Genomic DNA, 21841 nt, shown 5'->3' with positions numbered 1-21841 from the left:
ATCTCGCGGGTGCCTGCCGAGATCGCAGTTGGACAGGCGTGCGGGCGACCGGGGCGTGTCGAAGTGCGATCTCGGCGCGTGTGCTGCTGCCGTGCGACGGTGCCGCGAGATCGCAGTAGTCGTCGCCTGCGCCCGGCCCGAGGCGACATCTACTGCGATCGCGGCGCCAGCGCCAGCGCCAGCGGCAGCGCCCCGCACAGCAACCGCCTACACGAGCAGCTGGTGCTTCGCGAGGTCTTTGTAGAGGGGCGTCGAGACGACGAGCTCCGAGTGGGTGCCGACGCCGACGACGCGGCCCTGCTCGAGCACGACGATCTGGTCGGAGTCGACGACGGTCGACAGCCGGTGCGCGATGACGATGAGCGTGCGGTTCTCGGCCACGGCGTCGATGGCCTCCCGCAGGCGCTGCTCGTTGATGCCGTCGAGCGACGAGGTGGACTCGTCGAGCAGCAGGATCGGCGGCGCGGCCAGCAGGGTCCGTGCGATGGCGAGACGCTGCTTCTCGCCACCGGAGAGCATCACGCCGTCTTCGCCGACCTGCGCGTCGAGGCCGTGCTCCCCGCGCTCGAGGACGGCCGTGAGGTTCACGGCCTCGAGCACGCGGCGGCAGTCGTCGTCGGTCGCGTCGGGCGAGCCGAGGACCAGGTTGTCGCGGATCGTGCCCGCGAGCACCGGGGCGTCCTGCTCGACGTAGCCGATCTGCGCGCGCAGCTCGCCTCGGTCGAGAACGCGGATGTCGGTGCCGCCCAGCGTGATCGTGCCGGCCGTCGGGTCGTAGAACCGCTCGATGAGCGCCAGGATCGTCGACTTGCCTGCTCCCGACGGGCCGACGAGGGCGGTCCGTCGGCCGCGCTGCACGTCGAAGCTCACGCCGCGGAGCACCGTCAGGTCGTCGGCCGAGGGTCCGGCGGAGGGGCCGGCCGCGGCGGCGACCACGGAAGAGGCATCCTCGCCCTCGACGGGGGCGGCCGGGTAGGAGAACTCGACGCCCTCGAAGCGGATCGCGCTCGTGGTGTCGGCCGGCGAGGCGGGAGTCGCGGCAGGACCGGCGACGGTGGCCGCGATCCTGGCGTCGTCGTCGGTCTCGCTCGGGAGGTCGATGATCTCCTGGATGCGACCGAGCGCACCGAGCGCGGAGTTGACGCTCGTGACGGCGCCGAAGGCCTGCCCGAGCGGCATGATCATGAGGAACAGGAACAGGATGAACGACACGAGCTGCGCGATCGTGTCGGCTCCTGAGGCGACCCGGTAGCCGCCCACGCCGAGGACGACCAGGAAGCTGACCTGCATCGCGACGCTGGCGATCGGCACGACGACGGCGGACGCGCTGGCGACCTCGAGGCCGCGGTCGTAGGCGCCCTCGGAGTCGATGTCGATCGCGGCGATCTCGCGCTCGGTCGCACCGGAGGCCCGGACCGTGCGGATGGACGAGATCGACCGCTCGACGGCGGCGGTGAGGTCGCCGACCTTCCGCTGGGCGCGCTGGCTGGCCACGCGGATGCGGCCGGAGAGCGTGACGACGACCGCGACCGACGCGGCGACCACGAGCACGGTGAGCCCGAGGAGGACGGGGTCGATGATCGCCATGCCGACGATGGCGCCGACGAACGTGAGGGAGCCGCCGATCGCGTCGACGAGGCCCTGCGTGAGGACGGCCCGCAGCAGCGTCGTGTCGGAGCCGACCCGCGAGACGAGGTCGCCGGTGCGACGCGCGTCGAACTCGCTGATGGGCAGGTGCAGGAGCCGCGACACCAGCCGGCGCCGGCTCGAGAGGACGACGGCTTCGCCGGTGCGCTGCAGGAGGTAGTGCTGGAACCCGCTGAGGAGCCCGGAGACGACGACGAGGGCGACGAGCAGGAAGACGAGCGTGCCGAGGGGCTTGTTCGCCTGCACGAAGCCGATCACCTGGTTGACCAGCAGGGGCTGCGCGAGCGACGCTGCAGCGCCGAGGACGCTCAGCACGATGATCACGGCGAGCATCGGCTTGTGCTCGAAGAGGAACGGCAGCAGCTGCGAGAAGGTGGCGCGAGGGCCCTCGGGGATCGGCCTGCCGTTCCGGTCGAGCTTCGGTGGGCGGACGCGCTTCGACCTGCCCCGGCCGAGACCGCGTGCCCGACGGGGAGCGGGGGCGGGTGTGGGGCGAGGAGCCGGCGCGGCACCACGGGAGGACGCCGAAGGCGAAGCCGGGTCGGGGGCGGGCCGTGCGGTGGTGTCGGAGCTCATGGACGTCCTTCGAGGCGTGGTGATCCTGCGCTCGATTTTAGGCTCGCCCGGCTGGGCGACGAGTACGGCCCCCTGCGCCTGTGGAGAACACGCGCAAGGGGCCGTCGGGGGAGGAGAGGCGGCTACTTCAGGTTGCTCGAGTAGTCGACGTCGCGCGTCTCGCGGCTGAGGAACAGCGCAACCAGCGTGATCAGAGCCATGGCGGACAGGTACACGCCGACGAGCCAGGTGCTCCCGGAGGCCGCCTTCCAGAGCGCGACGGCGATGAAGGGGGCGACAGCGGCGCCCAGGATGCTCGCCACGTTGTAGCTGATCGCGGATCCTGTGTAGCGGACGTTCGCCGGGAACAGCTCGGGCAGGACGGCGCCCATGGGGCCGAACGTGAGGCCCATCAGGATGAACCCGATGATCAGCAGGCCCTGCGCCCCCGCGAAGCCTGCGGCGAACAGCGGCGCGAACAGGAACCCGAAGACCAGGATCCCGGCGGTCACCGCCAGCAGCAGCCTGCGGCGCCCGAAGCGCTCCGCGAGTGGCCCGGAGACGAGCGTGAAGATGCCGAAGAACGCGACTCCGACGATCAGCATCAGGAGGAACGACTCGCGCGAGTAGCCGAGCCCTGCGACCGGGGCTGCGGTCGGCGTCGTGCCGTAGGTCAGCGTGAACGTGGTCATCAGGTAGAACAGCGTGTAGGTCGCCAGCATGATGAACGTGCCGAGGATCAGCTGCCGCCAGCTCGTCCGGAACACCCGCCCGAGCGGCAGGCGCGACACGTTCCCGGTCTCGACGACCTTCGTGAACGCGGGGGTCTCGACGAGCTTGAACCGGGCGTAGAGGCCCACGGCGACCAGGATCGCGCTGGCCAGGAACGGGATCCGCCAGCCCCACGACGCGAACGCCTCGGCCGACATGGTCACGTTGAGGATCAGGAAGAGCCCGTTGGCGATCATGAAGCCGATCGGCGCGCCGAGCTGCGGGAACGTGCCGTAGACCGCACGGCGGCCCTCGGGCGCGTTCTCGGTCGCGAGGAGGGCCGCGCCGCTCCATTCGCCGCCGAGCCCGAAGCCCTGGGCGAAGCGCAGGATCACGAGGCAGGTCGGCGCCAGCACGTGCCAGCCGCCAGCCGACGCCGGGGGCAGCACGCCGATGAGGAACGTCGCGATCCCCATGGTGAGGAGGGACGCGATGAGGGTGTTCTTGCGGCCGATCCGGTCGCCGAAGTGGCCGAACACGATCGAGCCGACCGGGCGCGCGATGAAAGCGACGCCGAAGACGGCGAACGACGCCAGGAGCGCGACCGTCGGGTCGGCGTTCGCGAAGAACAGGGTGGGGAAGACGAGGACGGCGGCGGTCGCGTAGACGTAGAAGTCGTAGAACTCGATCGAGGTGCCGATGAGGCTGGCGACGATGACGCGGGCCCTCGAGTTGACGGGCGCCGGGCGCGTCGGGGAGGCAGTGCTGGTTGACATGGGGGTGTGATCTCCGAGACCGGATGCACGCTGGTCGGGCGTGCGGGAGGTGGCGGTCGCGGGGAGGCGGCGCAGGGTGATGCGGGCGCTTCCGCACCGCGTCGTCGCCACCGGGAAGTGTTCGACCGCTTGTGGCGATCAGGCGACAAGCCTACCTCAGGGCTGAGGCCCCCTCAGTCGACCGGGTCGAAGCCGGTGTCGAGCTCGCCGGGCAGCCGGTGGCCCATCCGGTCGCGCTTCGTGTCGAGGTAGGCCTCGTTGAACGCGCCGACGCCGACGACGAGCGGCACCATCTCGCTGACCTCGATGTCGTGCGCGGTCAGCTGGTCGCGCTTGTCGGGATTGTTCGTGAGGAGACGAACCCTCGAGATGCCGAGATCGCGCAGGATGTCGGCCGCCGCCCCGTACTCCCGCGCATCCGCCGGCAGACCGAGCGCGAGGTTGGCGTCGAGCGTGTCGAGCCCCTCCTCCTGCAGCTTGTAGGCGCGGAGCTTGTTGATGAGGCCGATGCCGCGCCCCTCCTGGCCGCGCAGGTAGACGACGACGCCGCCGTGGTTGTGGATCGTGTCGAGCGCCGCGTCGAGCTGCGGCCCGCACTCGCACTTGAGCGAGCCGAACGCCTCGCCGGTGAGGCACTCGGAGTGGACGCGGACGAGCGCGCCGTCACCGGGGGTGCCCGAGACGATGGCGATGTGATCGGCTCCGGTGTCGAGGTCGTGGTAGGCGCGCATGCGGAACGTGCCGTGGCCGGTCGGGACGGTCGTCTCGACCTCGAAGGAGACGTGCGGGCGCACGGCGGGGGTGTCGGTCATCAGGAGCTCCCACTCTGGGTGCGGGCGAGGATCGCGAGATCGTCGCCGAGGGGTGTGACCGACATCACCCGGAGGCGCTGCTGGTCGTCGATGGAGCGGACCCCGACGTCGCCCAGGGCGAGCCTCGGCCCGCCGATCAGCGTCGGGGCGAGGTAGACCAGGATGTCGTCGGCGAGGCCCAGGCGGACGAGCTCGGTCGCGATCGTCGGCCCTCCCTCCACGAAGACGCTCCGGATCTCGTCGGCGTAGAGCTCGCCGAGCGCCTTCTCGAGGTCGCGCGTGCGGAGCTCGATCGTGCCGCGCGGGTGGCGCAGGATGCTCGCATCGCGCGGCACCGCCCGCTCGCCCACGATCACGGGTCTGGGCTGATGGGGGAGCAGCTCTCCGGCGTCCCCGCGGGCGGTCAGGCTCGGGTCGTCGGCCAGGACGGTGCCGGTGCCGACGAGGATCGCGTCGTGGGCGGCGCGCTGCTCGTGCACGTGCTGGCGGGCCGCGGTGCCGGTGATCCAGCGGCTGCTGCCGTCGGCGGCAGCCACCCGCCCGTCGAGGCTCGACGCCCACTTGACGGTGACGAACGGGCGGCGGAGCCTCTCGGAGGTGAGCCAGCGGCGGAGGAACTCGGTGCCCTCGTCGACGAGGACGCCCGAGACGACGGCGACGCCGGCCTCGGCGAGGCGCTCGGCCCCGCCGGCGGAGTGCTCACCGGGGTCGTCGACGGAGAAGACGACGCGGGCCACCCCGGCGTCGAGGAGGGCCTCGCTGCAGGGGCCCGTCCGGCCGTGGTGGTTGCAGGGCTCGAGGGTGACCACGGCGGTCAGCCCGGCCGCCTCGCCGGGCGCGAGCCGGGCGAGGGCGTCGACCTCGGCGTGGGGGGTTCCGGCCCCGCGGTGCCAGCCCTCGGCGGCGATCGAGCCGTCTCCGCGCAGGATCACGCACCCGACCCGCGGGTTCACGCCGGTCGCCGGTCCGTTCGACGCGAGCGACAGCGCGTGCCGCATGGCTCGCTCTTCGGTGTCGCTCGGAGGGGTGGGGTTCACGGGTGGGCTCTCTCGGCTCGGCGCGGGGCGCGCACTAGACCATAGCCAACACGCGCCCGGGAGGCGTATTCCTCGGACGGTGCGCGAAGGCTCGGCGTCGAGCGACTCGTGCCCGGGACGGTCAGACCGCGCCCCTCGTCTCGGGCGGCCAGCCGGCCTTCTCGGTCCGGTCGTCGTCGCGGCCGAGGCGCGCCTTCCAGCACTGCGGATGCCCTCGGTCTCGATCCGGCTGCAGCCCGGGGCCGGTGCCGGTGTAGGTGAACCCGGCCTTGCGGGCCACGCCCGCGGAGCCGAGGTTGCCGACATAGCCCTCCCACAGGACGTCGTCGAGGCCCTCCGAGAAGGCCCAGTCGGCGACGAGCCGCAGGGCCTCGGTCATGAGTCCGCGGCCGCGGAGGTCGGCGGCGAGCCAGAAGCCGACGTCGCGGTCTCTCAACCGGATGCTGATCATGCCGACCAGCACGTCGGACCCGGGCAGGCGCAGACCCCAGGTGTACTCGCGGCCGGTCAGCCAGCCGCGCTCGACGATCTGCGAGACGAAGAACTGTGCGTCGCCGAAGGTGTACGGCACCGGGACGGTCGTGAAGCGCTGGAGCTCCTCGTCCTGGCAGCAGTCGTGGATCGCGACGGTGTCGGCGGTGCGGGGCACCTCGAGCCGCAGCCGGGGCGACTCGAGGACGAACGGCTGCACGGGTTCAGGCCGCCGGTGTCGCCCGACGGACCTTCCGCACGAAGCCGACCTTCTCGTACACGTCGTCGAGGGTGCGACTGGCGATCTCGTCGGCCCGGTCGGCGTTCGCCGACAGCACCCGGTCGAGCTCGGCGGGGTCGTCGAGGAGCTCGAGGGTCCGCGTGCGGATCGGCGTGAACGCCTCGACGACGGCCTCGGCGACGTCTTTCTTGAGGTCGCCGTAGCCGCGCCCGACATAGGCCTCCTCGAGGTAGGCGACGCTCTGCCCGCTGAAGGCCGAGAGCATGGTCAGGAGGTTCGAGACCCCGGCCTTCTCGCCACGGTCGAAGCGGATCTCGCGGCCGGTGTCGGTCACGGCGCTCCGGATCTTCTTCGCCGTCTTCGACGGCTCGTCGAGCATCCAGACGATCCCGGAGTCGGAGGCCGCCGACTTGCTCATCTTCGACTCCGGGTTCTGGAGGTCGTAGATGCGGGCCGTCTCTTTGAGGATGTACGGCTCGGGGACGGTGAACGTCGGGCCGAAGCGCGAGTTGAACCGGTTCGCGAGGTCGCGGGTCAGCTCGACGTGCTGCTTCTGATCGTCGCCCACGGGCACGAGCTGGGTGTTGTAGAGCAGGATGTCGGCCGCCATGAGCATCGGGTAGGTGAAGAGCCCGACCGAGGCCGAGTCGGCGCCCTGCTTGGCCGACTTGTCTTTGAACTGGGTCATCCGGCTGGCCTCGCCGAACCCGGTGATCGTGTTCAGGACCCAGGCGAGCTCGGCGTGCGCCGGAACCTGCGACTGGATGAACAGGATCGACTTCGCCGGGTCGATGCCGCCAGCGATGTACTGCGCCGCCGTGCGACGCGTGGTCTCGCGGAGGACCGCGGGGTCTTGCGGGACGGTGATCGCGTGGAGGTCGACGACGCAGTAGAGGGCGTCGTGCGTGTCTTGCAGGTCGACCCACTGCTGGAGGGCGCCGATGTAGTTGCCGGCGTGGAGGGAGTCGGCGGACGGCTGCATACCCGAGAAGAGACGGGGGAGGGACATGGGGTTCCTTGCTGGTGGAGAGCGCTGGTGCGAGAGGGAGACGGAGGGCTAGATGTCGTAGTCGACGACGACCGGCGTGTGGTCGGACCAGCGCTTGTCGTACGACTCGGCGCGGTCGACGGTGTAGCTCGTCACGCGCTCGGCGAGGGCCGGGGTGGCCATCTGGTAGTCGATGCGCCAGCCGGTGTCGTTGTCGAAGGCGGCGCCGCGCCAGGACCACCAGGTGTACGGCCCGTCGACGTCTCCGGCCGCGCGGCGACCCACGTCGACCCAGCCGAGGCCCTTGCCGGTGGAGCCGTCGGCGCCTTCGACCTTCTTGCCCGCGGGCCCGAAGAAGCGGTCGAAGTAGGCGCGCTCGCGCGGCAGGAACCCGGCCCGCTTGACGTTGCCGCGCCAGTTCTTGATGTCGAGCGAAGTGTGCCCGACGTTGAGGTCGCCCACGACGACGGCGAGCTCGTTGTGCTTCTGCAGCTGCGGCAGGCGCCTCGACATGGCGTCGAGGAACTTCCACTTCTCGTCTTGCTTGGGGGTGTCGGCCTCGCCCGAGTGCACGTAGGTGCTCACGACGGTCACGATCGTGCCGTCGACGTCGTAGTCGGCCTCCAGCCAGCGGCCGGCGCTGTCGAAGGTCTTGGCGCCGAGGTCGACGCGGTGGATCTCGGCGGCGCGACGGCTCGCCAGAGCGACGCCGGCGCGGCCCTTCGCGCTGGCCTCGTCGTGCAGGACGCTCCACTCCGGACCGAGCAGCCCCTGGATGTCGTCGGTCGACGCGCGGACCTCCTGGATCGCCAGGATGTCGACGTCACGCCCGTCGAGCCACTCGCCCATGCCCTTGCGGTACGCGGCGCGGATTCCGTTGGTGTTGATCGAGGCGAGACGCAGGCGTGTTCCCATGCCGAAAGACTACTGACACCCGCCGACGCCGGAGGCCGGTCGGGGCTCAGGCGTCGTGGTCGGTGGTGAGGAACGTGACGAGCGAGTCGGCCGTCGTCTCGGCGTCGTCGCCGGAGACCGTCAGGACGACCTCGTCGCGCGTGTTGACGCCGAGGCCCAGGAGGCCGAGGATGCTCGACGCGTTGACCGACTTGTCGCCCTTGGCGATTGTCACCTGGTGGCCGGACGCGGTCACGGTCTGGACGAACAGCGAGGCCGGACGAGCGTGCAGCCCGGAGGAGCTGGCGACGGTGACGGTGCGGGTGGCTTCGGACATGGTGCTCCTCGAGATGGTCGTGTTCGTGTGACGGTACGCGCTGCGGGCCTGCCGCAGCCGGTCGGGCCCTGCCGGATCAGTTCCGGCCGGGCCAGAAGACCTCGGTGCCGGCGCCCTCCACCTCGCGGACGAGGTCGAGGTTGACGGCGGGGTCGGTGATGATCGTATCGATCGCGGCGATCGGGGCGACCCGGCCGAACTCCTCGCGCCCGAACTTGGTGTGGTCTGCAAGCAGGATGCTCCGGCGCGCCGCCTTGATCAGCGCCGACTTCACGGCGGCTTCGGCGATGTTGTGCGTCGTGAGGCCGCGCTCGGGCGTGATGCCCCCGACGCTGATGAACGCGGCGTCGACCGACACCATGCCGACGAGCTGGTGCGTCCAGGTGCCGACGCCGGCCAGGGAGTCGCGCCGGACGCTGCCGCCGAGCAGGTGCAGGTCGATCCCCGGGCGGCTCGCGACCGCCATGGCGACGGGCAGCGAGTGGGTGACGACGGTCAGGCCGCGGTCGGAGGGCAGCATCTGGGCGAGCAGGATCGTGGAGGTGCCGGCGTCGATGATGATCGACCCGTTCTCCGGTATCTCGTCGACGGCCGCCTGCGCGATGACCATCTTCTCGGCCGTGTTGATGCCGCCCCGGTCGCCGACGCCCGGGTGGAAGGTGATCCGCTCGACCGGGATGGCGCCGCCGTGGGCCCGCCGGACGAGCCCGCGGCGCTCGAGACTCGTGAGGTCCCGGCGGATGGTCTCGGGGGTGACTTCGAGGAGCTCGGCGAGGTCGCGGACGTCGACACGCCCGTGCTGCCTCGCCTCTTCGACGATCCGCAGATGGCGTTCTGGAGCGTACATCGGTCCTCATCAAGGCGAAATGGGCATTTTGAACCCTCTTGCGAGGAATCCAAGCGCAAACAAATGTCTGTTGCTGCATTTTTAGCTCTGATTTTGTTTGTTTGTCAATTCAGATCGAGGTATGGTCTTCGCAGCGCCTGGTGCGCGACGAACTGCCCACGCTGTAGACGCTCCACCCGAGCGAGCCACGATGAAGGAGTCCTGGATGCCTGAACTGCCCGGTGTCGGAGTCGGCCGCGGAACCGCGAGCGGCCCCGTCCTCCGCATGGCGGCCCCGCTCGGCGAACCCGACGCCTCGCCCCTCCAGGGCGACGCGGCGTCGGCGAAGGCGTCGGTCGGCGAGGCCCTCGCCGTCGTCGCCGCCGACCTCGGTCGGCGCGGCGCGCTCGCCGGCGGCGACGCGCAGCAGGTCCTCGAGGCCCAGGCCCTCATGGCGCAGGATCCCTCGATCCTCGACGACGTCCACGCTCAGATCGACTCCGGCACCAACCCGGAGCGCGCGGTCTACAACGCCTTCAAGTCGTTCCAGGACATCCTGTCCGGCATGGGCGGCTACATGGGGGAGCGGGCAGCCGACCTAGGCGACGTCTCCCAGCGCATCATCGCTCAGCTCCGCGGCGTGCACGCGCCGGGCGTCCCCGAGTCCGACACCCCCTTCGTCCTCGTCGCCCGCGATCTCGCGCCCGCCGACACGGCCCTCCTCGACCTCGACAAGGTGCTCGCCCTCGTCACGCGCGACGGCGGCCCCACCTCGCACACGGCGATCCTGGCCCGCGCCAAGGGCATCACGGCGATCGTCGGCGTCACGAGTGCCGACGACCTGGTCGACGGCCAGACGGTCGTCGTCGACGCCGGAGCCGGCGTCGTGATCACCGAGCCCACCGACGAGCAGCTCGCCGAGGCCGAGCGGAAGCGCGCCGAGCGGCTCGCCGCGGTCAACGCCCCGCTCACTCCGGGCGCGCTGAAGGACGGCACGCTCGTCCCGCTCCTCGCCAACGTCGGCTCGCCGAACGACGCCCCCGCGGCTGTCGCCGCCGGAGCCGAGGGCGTCGGGCTCTTCCGCACCGAGTTCCTCTTCCTCGACTCGCCGTACGCCCCCGACGTCGCGACGCAGAAGGCCTCCTACGTGGCGCTCCTCAAGGAGTTCCCCGGCAAGAAGGTCGTCGTCCGGGCTCTCGACGCGGGCGCCGACAAGCCGCTGCCGTTCCTCACCGACAAGGACGAGGAGAACCCGGCGCTCGGACGCCGAGGGCTCCGCGCCCTCCGTCACCACGAGGAGATCCTGCGCGACCAGCTGACCGCCCTCGCCCAGGCCGACGCCGAGACCGAGGCCGACCTGTGGGTCATGGCGCCGATGGTCGCCGACGTCGAGGAGACCGAGTACTTCGTCTCCCTCGCCCGCGAGCTCGGCATCCGCACCGCCGGCGTCATGGCCGAGGTGCCCTCCGTCGCGCTGATGGCCGACCAGGTGCTCGGAGTCGCCGACTTCGTGTCGATCGGCACGAACGACCTCACCCAGTACACGATGGCGGCCGACCGCATGCTCGGCACCGTCGCCTCGTATCAGGACCCGTGGCATCCTGCGGTCCTGCGCCTCGTCGCGCAGCTCGGCGACGCCGGCCGCGCGGTCGGCAAGGGCGTCGGGATCTGCGGCGAGGCCGCGTCCGACCCGGTGCTCGCCGTGGTGCTCGTCGGCCTCGGCGCGACGACCCTCTCGATGACGCCCGCGGCCCTCGCCGACGTGCGCGCCGAGCTCTCGACCCACACCCTCGACGAGGCGCGCAGGATGGCCGCGGCCGCCCTCGCCGCTCCGTCCGCCGCGGCCGCCCGGTCGGCCGTGGCCTCCGTCGTCACCTCCCTCTGATCCCTCCCCTCACCCCACACCACAGAGAAAGAAACCCACAATGACAACGACGTCTGCAGGCGCCGCACCGGCCAAGAGCCGGGCCGGTGGCCGAGTCCAGGTCCAGAAGTTCGGAGCGTTCCTCTCCGGCATGGTCATGCCCAACATCGCGATCTTCATCGCGTGGGGCTTCATCACCGCGTTCTTCATCCAGACCGGCTGGACGCCCGTGGGCGTCCTCGGCGGGTTCGGGTCGGACGGCGCGGGCGGGACCAACCTCGGTCTCGTCGGGCCGATCCTGACCTACCTCATCCCGCTCGCGATCGCATTCCAGGGCGGCCGGATGGTCTACGACACCCGCGGCGCTGTCGTCGGCTCGGTCATGACCATGGGCGTCATCGTCGGCGCCAACGGCACGATCATGATCCTCGGCGCGATGATCTGCGGCCCCCTCGGCGCCTGGCTCATCAAACAGGTCGACAAGATCTGGGACGGCAAGATCCGCCCCGGCTTCGAGATGCTGGTCAACAACTACGCGGCCGGCATCCTCGGCTTCGCCCTCGCCCTGATCGGCTTCTTCTGGCTCGCCCCGCTGTTCAAGCTGATCGCCACCGGCCTCGGCAACGCGGTCGAGTTCCTGATCAACCACGGCCTGCTTCCCCTCGCCAGCCTCATCATCGAGCCCGCCAAGATCCTGTTCCTGAACAACGCGATCAACCACGGCGTTCTCGACCAGCTCGGTGCGCAGCAGGTCAAGGAGTCGGGCAAGTCGATCCTGTTCCTGCTCGAGGCGAACCCCGGCCCCGGTCTCGGCATCCTGCTCGCCTTCACGTTCTTCGGCATCGGCGCCGCCCGCGCCTCGGCTCCCGGCGCGATCCTGATCCAGTTCTTCGGCGGCATCCACGAGATCTACTTCCCCTTCGTGCTGCAGAAGCCGATCCTGGTCATCGCCGTCATCCTCGGTGGCGCCACCGGTGTGGGCACGAACGTGGCCTTCGGCTCCGGTCTCGTCGCTCCCGCCTCGCCCGGATCGATCATCGCCGTGCTCGCGAACACCTCGCGTGACAGCTTCGTCGGCGTGATCCTGTCGGTCATCCTCTCGGCCGCCGTGTCGGGCGTCGTCGCCTCGCTCCTCCTCCTCGCCAGCCGCAAGCGCGACCTCGCGGCCGGCGGCGGCGACATGAGCGACGCGCTGAGCAAGATGCAGGGCATGAAGGGCCGCGACGCCAACGCCGCGACCACCGGCCTCCTCGGCAACAACGCTCCGGCCACCGAGGCCGAGGCGGAGTCGACCTTCGGCGGCACCGGTGTCGCCGGTGGCGCTGCCGGGACGACCACGGCCACGCGGATCGACAACATCGTGTTCGCCTGCGACGCCGGCATGGGATCGAGCGCCATGGGCGCGAGCGTCCTGCGCAACAAGATCAAGAAGGCCGGCATCGAGGGGGTCACGGTCGTCAACAAGTCGATCGCGAACCTCACCGGTGACGAGCAGCTGATCATCACCCACAAGGATCTGACCGACCGCGCGCGCCAGAAGAACCCCCAGGCGCAGCACATCTCCGTCGACAACTTCATGAACTCCCCGAAGTACGACGAGGTCGTCACCGAGATCCAGCACCAGAACTGACCACGGAAAGTAGCATCAGGCCATGACCAATCCCGTCCTCCAGAAGAGCCAGATCCGCGCCGAAGGCACAGCCACCACCAAGTTGGAGGCGATGCGCGAAGCGACTGACATCCTCGTGGAGGCGGGATCGGTCACGGCCGACTACCTGCCCGCGATGATCGAGCGCGAGAAGAGCGTCTCGACCTACATGGGCAACTACCTGGCCATCCCGCACGGCACCAACGAGGCGAAAGACGCGATCCTGGCGTCCGCCCTCTCGTTCGTGCGTTACACGACGCCGATCGACTGGGACGGCAACCCCGTCCACTTCGTCGTCGGCATCGCGGGCATCGAGAACGAGCACCTCGAGATCCTGTCGAAGATCGCGATCATCTTCTCCGACGACGAGCAGGTCCAGAACCTGCGCGACGCCGCCGGGGTCGACGAGATCTTCCAGCAGCTCGAAGACGTCAACGAATGAGCCCGGCGCCCGGCAGCACGGCCGTCCACTTCGGCGCCGGCAACATCGGCCGTGGCTTCGTGGGGCTCCTGCTCCACGAGGCCGGGTACGACGTGGTGTTCTCCGACGTCAACGCCGAGCTGATCGACTCGCTCGCTGCAGCCGACTCCTACACCGTCCACGAGGTCGGTCAGGGCGCGCAGGATCACGAGGTCACCCGCTTCACCGCGCTCAACAGCTCCGCTGATCCCGCAGCGGTGGTGGCAGCGGTGGCGACCGCCTCCATCGTCACCTGCGCCGTCGGCCCGAACGTGCTGCGGTTCATCGCCCCCGCGATCGCGGAGGGGCTCGAGGCCCGCGACGCCTCCCTGCCGAAGGTCGCGGTCCTGGCTTGCGAGAACGCCATCAATGCGACCGACCGCCTCGAGGAGTTCATCGTCGCAGCTCTCCCCGGTGGCGACAGCGATCCTGCACTCGCGAAGGCGGTCTTCGCCAACACCGCCGTCGACCGCATCGTCCCGGCCCAGGAGCCCGGCCAGGGGCTCGACGTCACCGTCGAGACCTACTTCGAGTGGGCCATCGACCGCACGCCGTTCGAGGGCTCGGAGCCCGAGATCCCCGGCGTGCACTGGGTCGACGGTCTCGAGGCGTCGATCGAGCGCAAGCTCTTCACCGTCAACACCGGACACGCGACGACGGCGTACCACGGCTTCCTCGCCGGGGCGGAGAAGATCTCCGACGCCATCGCCCTGCCTGCCGTCCGCGAGCAGGTCGAGGCCGTCCTCGGCGAGACGAGTGCGTTCCTGATCGCGAAGCACGAGCTCGATGCGAACGATCACGCCGCGTACGTGAGCGCGATCATCGCGCGCTTCGAGAACCCGCACCTCCCCGACACCGTGACCCGGGTCGGGCGGCAGCCGCTCCGCAAGCTCTCGCGGGACGAGCGCTTCGTCTCGCCCGGCGCCGCGATCGCCGAGCAGGGCACCACGCCCGAGGCGATCCTCGACGCGATGGGTGCCGCCCTCCGCTTCGACTTCCCCGAGGACGACCAGAGCGTCGAGCTCCAGGCGCTCCTCGGCGACGAGTCGCTCACCGACGTCGACGTTGCGACCCGCATCACCGGCCTCGAGGCCGAGCACCCGCTCGTCGCGCCGTTCGCCGAGAGGGTCGCCGCCGCGCGATCCTGAGCCCGCTGCGCCCGAAAAGGCGACAAGACACCACGCATTCTGCTGGTTTCTTGTCGCCTTCTCGGTTCGGGGGCCGCGTCAGGCGACGGCCGGCGCCAGGCGCGCCCGCACCAGGTCGCCGATGATGCCGTAGACGCCCGCCTCGACGGCGAGCAGCGCGGGAGACGACGCCTCACGGGCCTCGAGGAGGCTCTGGTCGGAGTCGAGCGCGGCGGTGCCGTCGACCGCGGGGAGGAGCCTCCGGGAGACGGCCTCGGCGTGCAGGCCGAGCAGGGTCGCGACGCGGTGCGGCTCCAAGACGTCGGCGACGACTGCGCGGAGGACCCGCCGGCCGACGCCCTCGAGGAGCTCTCTGGCGACCGGCCCGGCCGGCTCGTGCTGGTCGAGCGCGATCGCCGCCTGGCGGTCGACGCTCCGGAACACTCCCGGCCAGCCCCAGGCGTCGGCCAGGACGTCGTAGGGGGCCGGCGCCTCGAACGCGGGCCGCAGCCACGCCGGGAGGGAGCGCGGGCTCCGCGGGTGCTCGCGCAGGTCGGACGCGTAGTCGTCGTCGCTCGGGACGTCGCCGAGCTCCCCGGCGGCGAAGGGCGTCGCCGGGTTGTCGTAGACGCGGCGGTCGAAGTTGAAGCGCGAGACGAAGGAGCCGTCGCGGCCGAGCTGCAGCGTCATCGACAGCCAGGCGCCCTTCTCGGGCGTGGTCATCGTCTCGCGCAGCTCCCGACCGAGGGCGTCCAGGCCGTCCGGCAGCCGGTGCTCCCGCGCGTGCCCGGAGAGGTCGAGCGTCGTGAGGCGGCCGATGGCGGTGCTGCCGATCGCCGACCAGAACAGCGTCCCGCCGTGCCAGTCGGAGTCGGCGAGCGACTCGGCGATGAGGGCCGCCATTCGCGCCTGGACGGCGAGGCCGGCTGGCTCGACCTCGGGGGTCTCGCTGTGGTCGGCGCCCGGTGCAGCTGCGGGACGGTCGGTGATCTCGGGGTCCATGACGGGCCTCTCGCGACAGGGAACAGGATCCGCCCGGGCGGTGAGGCCGGGCTCCTCTCAGAGCTTACCCAGGTGGGCGGACTCCAGGCCACGGAGAGTTGGATGGCCGGGTGGGCATCCCGATTCGTCATCCTCTGATCGATGACATCACGTCGCGGGCCGTCCGAGTGGAGAGCCGGGCCACCGTCGTCCGCCTGTCCGCACCCTTCGCCGACCTCCTTGCACGTCCGGTCGCAGCGGGCCGCAGGATCGCCCTCGTCACCCCGGAGACCTCCCGCATCACGATCGGCCTCCGCTCCGCGCTCGTCGCCGCCGGCGGCATCTGGCTGGCCCGCACGCCGTCGGGGTTCCGCGACGGCATCACCGGAGTCGACCACGCGACGCTCGACGAGGCGGTCGGGAGCCCCGACCCGTCGCTCGATCCTGCGGCCTCCGGCCTGCACCAGAGCACCGTCCACAGCGCCGAGCAGGTCACCACGCAGCTGAGCGTCGACGTGACGCTCCTGCACTCGGCCTCGCACGATCCTGCGCTCGGCGGCGCGGTCGAGGCCGTCGCCATGGCCGTCGGCGGATACCACCCGCAGGTCTGGGGCGCCAGCGAGCCCCTCGAGAAGACGTGGGACAGGTGGGCGATGACGCAGGATGCCAGGCACCGCGCCCCGAGCACGTCCCGCTACCTCGTCGAGGGCGAGCGGTTCTCGGCGGCCGTCACGGCGAGGGTCACCGACCGGGGCATCGAGGAGACCATCGCTCTTACAGCGGACGTCCCCGGGGGATCGGCGGGCCTCGACGCCGCCATCGGCCGACTGGGCGACGCCCTCGGCGGGCTCACGAGGTCGTCCCTGCCGACGTTCGCGCTGGTCCTCGCCCGGGAGGGGGAACCCGACCGCTGCTTTCGGCCGCTCACCTACCCGCCGCCGAACCCCGTCGTCCTGCTGATCGGAGCGCCGTCGGTGGAGAGGTTCGACCTCCACGAGCGGACGTTCGCCGACGAGCAGCACGTCCGGGTGGTCGGCCGACCGAGGAAGCCGGCGTACCTGCTCTCTCTCGGGGACTCGTTCAGGTCCGGCTGGGAGGCCCTGCACGACGCCCTCGACTCCGTCGGCTCCGAGCGCGTCACGACGAGCGTCGAGCCGCCGCTCCTGCAGGCCTGGGAGGACGACCTCCACGGAGACCTGGAGCGGCACGGCGAACCGCATCCGCACGGCGAGCGGCTCCGGCCGACGGATTCGCCCCGGGGCGGTGAGACCGATGCCCCGTGAGATCACGATCCTGTCGTCGACGGCCCACGACCTCTACGCCGTGGCGCACGCGGCCGAGGGCATCGAGGGCGCCGCATCCGTGCGGGAGATCGACGAGGGTGCCGCCGTCCAGGTGCTCAGCGAGGACGGCGTCGACCTGCTGACCGTCTACGCCCCGCGCAGGATCGGCACGGTCGGAGAGGTCAGGCGCCTCCTGCCGAACGCCCCCGAGCTCGCCCTGCCCACCTGGTGGACCGACGCCTACGCGCCCTGGAGCGAGGAGGGCGAGGCAGGGGTCTCGATCGCCCTCCGCCTCGCCCTCGCTCAGGACGCCGTCTGCCTCGTCGAGGACTGACCGCCTACGCGTGACCCCGCAGCACGGCCGCCTTGACCTCGGCGATCGCCTGCGTCACCTGGATGCCGCGCGGGCACGCCTCGGTGCAGTTGAAGGTCGTGCGGCAGCGCCACACGCCCTCCTTGTCGTTCAGGATGTCGAGGCGCACCTCGCTCGCCTCGTCGCGCGAGTCGAAGATGAAGCGGTGCGCGTTGACGATGGCGGCGGGGCCGAAGTACTGGCCGTCGGTCCAGAAGACCGGGCACGACGAGGTGCACGCGGCGCACAGGATGCACTTGGTGGTGTCGTCGAAGCGGGCTCGCTGCTCGACGCTCTGCAGGCGCTCCTTCTCGGGCTTCGACGACGACTGCAGGAACGGCTGGACCTCGCGGTAGGAGGCGAAGAACGGCTCCATGTCGACGACGAGGTCTTTCTCGAGGGGCAGGCCCTTGATGGCCTCGACGTAGACGGGCTTCGAGACGTCGAGGTCTTTCATCAGCGTCTTGCAGGCGAGGCGGTTGCGGCCGTTGATGCGCATGGCATCGGAGCCGCAGACGCCGTGGGCGCAGGATCGACGGAACGTCAGCGAGCCGTCCTGCTCCCACTTGATCTGGTGCAGCGCGTCGAGCACGCGGTCGGTGGGGAGCATCTCGACCGAGAACTCCTGCCAGCGCGGCTCGGTGTCGACGTCGGGGTCGAAGCGGCGGATCATCATCGTCGCGGTGAACTTCTGGACGGCGTCGGCGGCGGCCGGGCGCTCTTCGAGGACGGTGCTCATCTCAGTACTTCCGTTCCATGGGCTGGTAGTTCGTGATGACGACGGGCTTCGTCTCGAGCTTGATGTGGTCTCCGGCGTCGGCGGAGTGCGCGTCGCCGGTGAGGTAGGCCATCGTGTGCACGAGCCAGTTCTCGTCGTCGCGGGTCGGGTAGTCCTCTCGGAAGTGGCCGCCGCGGCTCTCGGTGCGCGAGCGCGCCGAGTAGACGACGACCTCGGCGAGGTCGAGCAGGAAGCCGAGCTCGATCGCCTCGAGGAGGTCGGTGTTGAAGCGCTTCCCCTTGTCTTGGACCGAGATGTTCTTGTAGCGCTCGCGAAGCCCCTCGATGACCTTCGTGACCTCGTCGAGGGTCTCGTCGGTGCGGAACACCTGGGCGTTCTCGTCCATGGAGTCCTGGAGCTCCTTGCGGAGGGTGGCGATGCGCTCGGTGCCGGTCGAGGTCGAGACCTGGTCGATCAGCCCCTTCACGAAGTCGGCGGCGTCGTCGGGCAGCGGCACGAAGTCGGCGGTCTTCACGTACTCGACCGCGTAGTCGCCGGCGCGCTTGCCGAACACGTTGATGTCGAGGAGCGAGTTCGTGCCGAGGCGGTTCGAGCCGTGGACGCTCACGCAGGCGCACTCGCCGGCGGCGTAGAGCCCAGGCACCGGGGTGTCGTTGTCGCGGAGCACCTCCGCCTTGACGTTGGTGGGGATGCCGCCCATGGCGTAGTGCGCGGTCGGGAGCACCGGCACGGGCTCGGTGTAGGGCTCGACGCCGAGGTACGTGCGGGCGAACTCCGTGATGTCGGGGAGCTTCGCGTCGATGACCTCGGGGGAGAGGTGGGTGATGTCCAGGTAGACGTAGTCTTTGTTCGGTCCGCCGCCGCGGCCCTCGCGGATCTCGGTGCGCATGCAGCGGGCGACGATGTCGCGGGGCGCGAGGTCTTTGATCGTCGGCGCGTAGCGCTCCATGAAGCGCTCGCCCTCGCTGTTGCGGAGGATCGCCCCCTCGCCGCGCGCGGCCTCCGAGAGCAGGATGCCGAGGCCCGCGAGACCGGTCGGGTGGAACTGGAAGAACTCCATGTCCTCGAGCGGGAGGCCCTTCCGCCAGATGATGCCGACGCCGTCGCCGGTGAGGGTGTGCGCGTTCGACGTCGTCTTGTAGATCTTGCCGAAGCCGCCGGTGGCGAAGATGACCGCCTTGCCCTGGAACACGTGCAGCTCGCCGGTCGCGAGCTCGTACGCGACCACGCCGGCAGGGCGCTCGACGCCGTCGACCTCGCCCATGATCAGGTCGAGCACGTAGAACTCGTTGAAGAAGTTGATGCCGAGCTTGACGCAGTTCTGGAACAGCGTCTGCAGGATCATGTGACCGGTGCGGTCGGCCGCGTAGCACGAGCGCCGCACGGGGTTCTTGCCGTGCTCGGCCGTGTGGCCGCCGAAGCGGCGCTGGTCGATCTTGCCGTCGGGGGTGCGGTTGAACGGGAGGCCCATGTTCTCGAGGTCGATGACCGCGTCGATGGCCTCCTTCGCGAGGATCTCGGCGGCATCCTGGTCGACCAGGTAGTCGCCGCCCTTGACGGTGTCGAAGGTGTGCCACTCCCAGTTGTCGTCCTCGACGTTGGCGAGGGCGGCCGCCATGCCGCCCTGCGCCGCGCCGGTGTGGGAGCGGGTGGGGTAGAGCTTCGAGATGACCGCGGTCGACGCCCCCGAGCCGGCCTGGATCGCGGCGCGCATGCCGGCCCCGCCGGCGCCGACGATGACGATGTCGTGCTGGTGGTAGTGGATTCCGTTGCGCGTCTCGGTCGGTGCGGTGGCGTTGTCGCGGATTTCAGTCACGGGAGCTCTCTGGTGGGAGGGGAGGCGGGAGTCGACAGGCTGCTGCGGCCTGCGCTACTGGGCGGGGCAGAACGAGGGGAGGTCGGCGGGCAGGGCGCCGGCGGGGCACGGCGTGAACGTGAAGATCACGAGGGTGCCGAGGAGGAGCAGGACGGCCGTCGATGCGAGCAGGGCGATGAGCATGACGCGGCGCACCTTCGGATTCGACACGTAGTCGTTGACGATCGTGCGCATGCCGTTCGACCCGTGGATCAGCGCGAGCCAGAGCATCAGGAAGTCCCAGACCTGCCAGAACGGGTTCGACCACTTGCCGCCGACGAAGGCGAAGTCGATCGCCTTGACGCCGCCCTTGCCCGCGATGAGGTTGGTGAACAGGTGGCCGAAGATCAGGACGATGAGCAGCACGCCGCTGCCGCGCATGTAGAGCCAACCCCACTTCTCCCAGTTGGTGGTGCGCTTCGCGGCGCGCGCGGAGCGGGGGGCCTCGACGGTCTCAGTGGTCATTCGCTTACTCCGAGAAGACGTTCATCAGCTGGCGGGGGACGAAGCCGATGAGGAGGATGATCCACAGCGCGATGACGACGTAGAACATGATCCTCTGGTGCTTCGTGCCGGCACTCCAGAAGTCGATCAGGATGATCCGCAGGCCGTTGAGGGCGTGGAACGCGATCGCGGCGACGAGGGCCGTCTCGCCGAGGCCCATGATCGGGTGCTTGTAGGTGCTGATGACCGCGTTGTACGCCTGCGGGCTCACCCGCACGAGAGCGGTGTCGAGGATGTGCACCAGCAGGAAGAAGTAGATGGAGACGCCGGTGATCCGGTGGAGGACCCAGGACCACATTCCCTCGCGACCCCGATAGAGCGTGCCTTGGAACCGGCCCGGTCGCGGAGTCGGGACGTTCGGTGTGGGAGGCCCGGTGAGGACCCCTGTCGTCTGCTCGGCCATGAGCAACCCTCCAGCTGGATCGGGGTGTGTTCTCAAGAACTTCTCCATCCTAAACAGCGCCTCTGGGGGCCACCGTGAAGGGGGACTCAACTATCTCGATGCCGAGAGACCGGGAGCTCCAGGGGCGACGCCCGCCGTCACGGGGATCGCGCGGCTCGCGACGGCCTCGTAGTGCCCGATCAGCTCGTCGCCGAGGGCCTCCCAGGTGCGCCCCACGACCGCCCGCCGACCCGCCTCGCCGAAGCGGGCGCGGAGCGATTCGTCGCCGACGAGGGAGAGCACGCTGCGACGCAGCGCGTGCGCCTGACCGGGGTCGAAGAGGAGCCCGTCGACACCGTGCTCGACGAGGTCGAGCGGTCCGCCGACGGCGGGAGCGACGACGGGGAGCCCCGCGGCGTGCGCCTCCTGGAGCGTCTGGCCGAACGTCTCGGTCGTGCCCGTGTGGACGAACACGTCGAGCGCCGCGTACGCGGTGGCGAGCTCCTCGCCGCGCAGGGCCCCGAGGAACACCGGGTCGAGGGCCGCGAGCCTGCGAGCGAGGGCCGGGCGCGCCGGGCCGTCGCCGACGACGGCCAGACGGAGCCCCCGGATCCTGCGCAGGGCGGCCAGCCGCTCGACCTCCTTCTCGGGGGCGAGGCGTCCGACGTAGCCGACGACCACCTCGTCGGGGGCTGCGATCCGGGAGCGCAGGATCCGGGTCGCCTCGTCGGTGCGCCGGTTCGGGTGGTAGAGGGTGCTGTCGACCCCTCGGCCCCAGGTCGCGAGTCGTTCGACGCCGATCCGCCGGAGGTCGGCGCGGGAGGCCTCGGACGGGACGAGCGTGAGCGTCGCGCCCTGGTGGATCCTTCGGATCACCTTCCAGACGAGGGCCTGGCCCGCCGCGCCGAAGCCGTTGCCCCGGGCGTAGCGGGCCATGTCGGTCTGGAACACGGCGACCGTCGGCACGCCGATCCGGGCGGCCGCCGTGATGGCCTGAGCCCCCAGGATGAACGGCGAGGCCGCGTGCACCACGTCGGGTGCGAACCCGGCCAGCAGCCCCGCGAGCTGCGGGCCCGGGATCCCCACGGGGAACTGCCGGTACCCCACCGACGGCATGCGGTGCACGGGGAAGCCGGCGTACTGCGACGGCCCCTTCCCGTCGGGCGCGATCACCATCGCCTCGTGCCCGCGTCTCGCCAGGTGCTCCAGCACCCGGCAGACGCTCGTCGTGACCCCGTTCAAGGTCGGGAGAAAGCTCTCGGTCACGATGGCTACTCGCATCGGTTCCCCTCGGTCGCTTGAGGGGAGGGTAGGACTCTGCCGTGGCGCCGGAGTGGCCGGGACGTGAAGA

At 70.5% G+C, this 21841-nt stretch carries 20 protein-coding genes and 1 pseudogene; 6 read left to right on the top strand and 15 right to left on the bottom strand.

What is annotated here, in order from left to right; translation table 11 throughout:
* Positions 1-207: 207 nt before the first annotated feature.
* From ABD733_RS05300 to ABD733_RS05260, 9 genes and pseudogenes are all read right to left on the bottom strand, one after another.
* Positions 208-2223 (bottom strand): ABC transporter ATP-binding protein, encoded by a 2016-nt coding sequence (locus ABD733_RS05300; RefSeq protein WP_344793977.1) that lies wholly within the window; start codon positions 2221-2223, stop codon positions 208-210.
* 122 nt (positions 2224-2345) lie between these two features.
* On the bottom strand, positions 2346-3689 hold the full coding sequence (locus ABD733_RS05295) for an MFS transporter (RefSeq protein ID WP_344793976.1): 1344 nt from the start codon (positions 3687-3689) through the stop codon (positions 2346-2348).
* Positions 3690-3862: 173 nt separating this feature from the next.
* Positions 3863-4471, bottom strand: a pseudogene (gene ribA / locus ABD733_RS05290) (GTP cyclohydrolase II); the annotation flags it as partial.
* A 29-nt stretch (positions 4472-4500) separates the two neighbouring features.
* Positions 4501-5499, bottom strand: a complete 999-nt coding sequence (ribD, locus tag ABD733_RS05285; protein ID WP_425552893.1) for a bifunctional diaminohydroxyphosphoribosylaminopyrimidine deaminase/5-amino-6-(5-phosphoribosylamino)uracil reductase RibD — start codon at positions 5497-5499, stop codon at positions 4501-4503.
* A 160-nt stretch (positions 5500-5659) separates the two neighbouring features.
* Positions 5660-6229 (bottom strand): GNAT family N-acetyltransferase, encoded by a 570-nt coding sequence (locus ABD733_RS05280; RefSeq protein ID WP_344793974.1) that lies wholly within the window; start codon positions 6227-6229, stop codon positions 5660-5662.
* Between the two features lie 4 nt (positions 6230-6233).
* On the bottom strand, positions 6234-7259 hold the full coding sequence (gene trpS, locus ABD733_RS05275) for a tryptophan--tRNA ligase (protein ID WP_344793973.1): 1026 nt from the start codon (positions 7257-7259) through the stop codon (positions 6234-6236).
* 48 nt (positions 7260-7307) lie between these two features.
* Positions 7308-8153: an exodeoxyribonuclease III gene (locus tag ABD733_RS05270; RefSeq protein WP_344793972.1), complete on the bottom strand. Its 846-nt coding sequence runs from the start codon at positions 8151-8153 to the stop codon at positions 7308-7310.
* Positions 8154-8199: 46 nt separating this feature from the next.
* Complete coding sequence (locus ABD733_RS05265; RefSeq protein WP_344793971.1) at positions 8200-8469, bottom strand: HPr family phosphocarrier protein; 270 nt, start codon at positions 8467-8469, stop codon at positions 8200-8202.
* A 76-nt stretch (positions 8470-8545) separates the two neighbouring features.
* A complete protein-coding gene (locus ABD733_RS05260) occupies positions 8546-9316 on the bottom strand; it encodes a DeoR/GlpR family DNA-binding transcription regulator (protein WP_344793970.1) in 771 nt (256 codons plus the stop codon).
* Positions 9317-9521: 205 nt separating this feature from the next.
* On the opposite strand from ABD733_RS05260, the gene ptsP reads away from it, so the two are divergent.
* From ptsP to ABD733_RS05240, 4 genes are read left to right on the top strand one after another with little or no spacing between them, the layout of a single operon-like run.
* A complete protein-coding gene (gene ptsP, locus ABD733_RS05255) occupies positions 9522-11180 on the top strand; it encodes a phosphoenolpyruvate--protein phosphotransferase (protein WP_344793969.1) in 1659 nt (552 codons plus the stop codon).
* A 40-nt stretch (positions 11181-11220) separates the two neighbouring features.
* Entirely contained in the window at positions 11221-12789 is a 1569-nt protein-coding gene (locus ABD733_RS05250) for a PTS mannitol transporter subunit IIBC (protein WP_344793968.1), read from the top strand.
* A gap of 22 nt (positions 12790-12811) precedes the next feature.
* Positions 12812-13249 carry a PTS mannitol transporter subunit IIA gene (locus ABD733_RS05245; protein WP_344793967.1) on the top strand — a complete coding sequence of 146 codons (438 nt, stop codon included), beginning with the start codon at positions 12812-12814 and terminating at the stop codon, positions 13247-13249.
* On the top strand, positions 13246-14415 hold the full coding sequence (locus ABD733_RS05240) for a mannitol-1-phosphate 5-dehydrogenase (protein WP_344793966.1): 1170 nt from the start codon (positions 13246-13248) through the stop codon (positions 14413-14415). Before ABD733_RS05245 ends, ABD733_RS05240 begins: the two co-directional genes overlap by 4 nt.
* Before the next feature lie 78 nt (positions 14416-14493).
* Here the strand turns inward: ABD733_RS05240 and ABD733_RS05235 are convergent, their stop codons facing one another.
* Positions 14494-15396 (bottom strand): hypothetical protein, encoded by a 903-nt coding sequence (locus ABD733_RS05235; protein WP_344793965.1) that lies wholly within the window; start codon positions 15394-15396, stop codon positions 14494-14496.
* 110 nt (positions 15397-15506) lie between these two features.
* Between ABD733_RS05235 and ABD733_RS05230 the strand changes: the two genes are divergently transcribed.
* Positions 15507-16658: a DUF6177 family protein gene (locus ABD733_RS05230; protein ID WP_344793964.1), complete on the top strand. Its 1152-nt coding sequence runs from the start codon at positions 15507-15509 to the stop codon at positions 16656-16658.
* Positions 16648-16992, top strand: coding sequence for a hypothetical protein (locus ABD733_RS05225; RefSeq protein WP_344793963.1), 345 nt, complete (start codon positions 16648-16650; stop codon positions 16990-16992). The genes ABD733_RS05230 and ABD733_RS05225 overlap by 11 nt, the downstream gene beginning before the upstream one ends.
* 4 nt (positions 16993-16996) lie before the next feature.
* Here ABD733_RS05225 and ABD733_RS05220 read toward each other — a convergent pair whose 3' ends face one another.
* The 5 genes from ABD733_RS05220 to ABD733_RS05200 form a co-directional block, all read right to left on the bottom strand.
* Positions 16997-17749 carry a succinate dehydrogenase iron-sulfur subunit gene (locus ABD733_RS05220; protein WP_344793962.1) on the bottom strand — a complete coding sequence of 251 codons (753 nt, stop codon included), beginning with the start codon at positions 17747-17749 and terminating at the stop codon, positions 16997-16999.
* Position 17750: 1 nt separating this feature from the next.
* Positions 17751-19556 (bottom strand): succinate dehydrogenase flavoprotein subunit, encoded by a 1806-nt coding sequence (sdhA, locus tag ABD733_RS05215; RefSeq protein WP_425552892.1) that lies wholly within the window; start codon positions 19554-19556, stop codon positions 17751-17753.
* A gap of 63 nt (positions 19557-19619) precedes the next feature.
* Complete coding sequence (locus ABD733_RS05210; RefSeq protein ID WP_344793960.1) at positions 19620-20069, bottom strand: succinate dehydrogenase hydrophobic membrane anchor subunit; 450 nt, start codon at positions 20067-20069, stop codon at positions 19620-19622.
* 4 nt (positions 20070-20073) lie between these two features.
* Complete coding sequence (gene sdhC / locus ABD733_RS05205) at positions 20074-20511, bottom strand: succinate dehydrogenase, cytochrome b556 subunit (RefSeq protein WP_344793959.1); 438 nt, start codon at positions 20509-20511, stop codon at positions 20074-20076.
* Positions 20512-20601: 90 nt separating this feature from the next.
* Complete coding sequence (locus ABD733_RS05200) at positions 20602-21771, bottom strand: glycosyltransferase family 4 protein (RefSeq protein ID WP_344793958.1); 1170 nt, start codon at positions 21769-21771, stop codon at positions 20602-20604.
* Between the last annotated feature and the right edge of the window lie 70 nt (positions 21772-21841).

Source organism: Frondihabitans peucedani (genome assembly GCF_039537585.1).
Classification (GTDB): domain Bacteria; phylum Actinomycetota; class Actinomycetes; order Actinomycetales; family Microbacteriaceae; genus Frondihabitans; species Frondihabitans peucedani.
This window is presented reverse-complemented; position numbering and strand designations above follow the sequence as displayed.

Excerpts from the sequence above, each read along its gene's own strand:
- ABD733_RS05300 (WP_344793977.1), bottom strand. The coding sequence starts at position 2,223 with ATGAGCTCCGACACCACCGCACGGCCCGCCCCCGACCCGGCTTCGCCT.
- ABD733_RS05295 (WP_344793976.1), bottom strand. The coding sequence starts at position 3,689 with ATGTCAACCAGCACTGCCTCCCCGACGCGCCCGGCGCCCGTCAACTCG.
- ribD (WP_425552893.1), bottom strand. The coding sequence starts at position 5,499 with ATGCGGCACGCGCTGTCGCTCGCGTCGAACGGACCGGCGACCGGCGTG.
- trpS (WP_344793973.1), bottom strand. The coding sequence starts at position 7,259 with ATGTCCCTCCCCCGTCTCTTCTCGGGTATGCAGCCGTCCGCCGACTCC.
- ABD733_RS05270 (WP_344793972.1), bottom strand. The coding sequence starts at position 8,153 with ATGGGAACACGCCTGCGTCTCGCCTCGATCAACACCAACGGAATCCGC.
- ABD733_RS05265 (WP_344793971.1), bottom strand. The coding sequence starts at position 8,469 with ATGTCCGAAGCCACCCGCACCGTCACCGTCGCCAGCTCCTCCGGGCTG.
- ABD733_RS05260 (WP_344793970.1), bottom strand. The coding sequence starts at position 9,316 with ATGTACGCTCCAGAACGCCATCTGCGGATCGTCGAAGAGGCGAGGCAG.
- ptsP (WP_344793969.1), top strand. The coding sequence starts at position 9,522 with ATGCCTGAACTGCCCGGTGTCGGAGTCGGCCGCGGAACCGCGAGCGGC.
- ABD733_RS05250 (WP_344793968.1), top strand. The coding sequence starts at position 11,221 with ATGACAACGACGTCTGCAGGCGCCGCACCGGCCAAGAGCCGGGCCGGT.
- ABD733_RS05245 (WP_344793967.1), top strand. The coding sequence starts at position 12,812 with ATGACCAATCCCGTCCTCCAGAAGAGCCAGATCCGCGCCGAAGGCACA.
- ABD733_RS05240 (WP_344793966.1), top strand. The coding sequence starts at position 13,246 with ATGAGCCCGGCGCCCGGCAGCACGGCCGTCCACTTCGGCGCCGGCAAC.
- ABD733_RS05235 (WP_344793965.1), bottom strand. The coding sequence starts at position 15,396 with ATGGACCCCGAGATCACCGACCGTCCCGCAGCTGCACCGGGCGCCGAC.
- ABD733_RS05225 (WP_344793963.1), top strand. The coding sequence starts at position 16,648 with ATGCCCCGTGAGATCACGATCCTGTCGTCGACGGCCCACGACCTCTAC.
- ABD733_RS05220 (WP_344793962.1), bottom strand. The coding sequence starts at position 17,749 with ATGAGCACCGTCCTCGAAGAGCGCCCGGCCGCCGCCGACGCCGTCCAG.
- ABD733_RS05210 (WP_344793960.1), bottom strand. The coding sequence starts at position 20,069 with ATGACCACTGAGACCGTCGAGGCCCCCCGCTCCGCGCGCGCCGCGAAG.
- sdhC (WP_344793959.1), bottom strand. The coding sequence starts at position 20,511 with ATGGCCGAGCAGACGACAGGGGTCCTCACCGGGCCTCCCACACCGAAC.
- ABD733_RS05200 (WP_344793958.1), bottom strand. The coding sequence starts at position 21,771 with ATGCGAGTAGCCATCGTGACCGAGAGCTTTCTCCCGACCTTGAACGGG.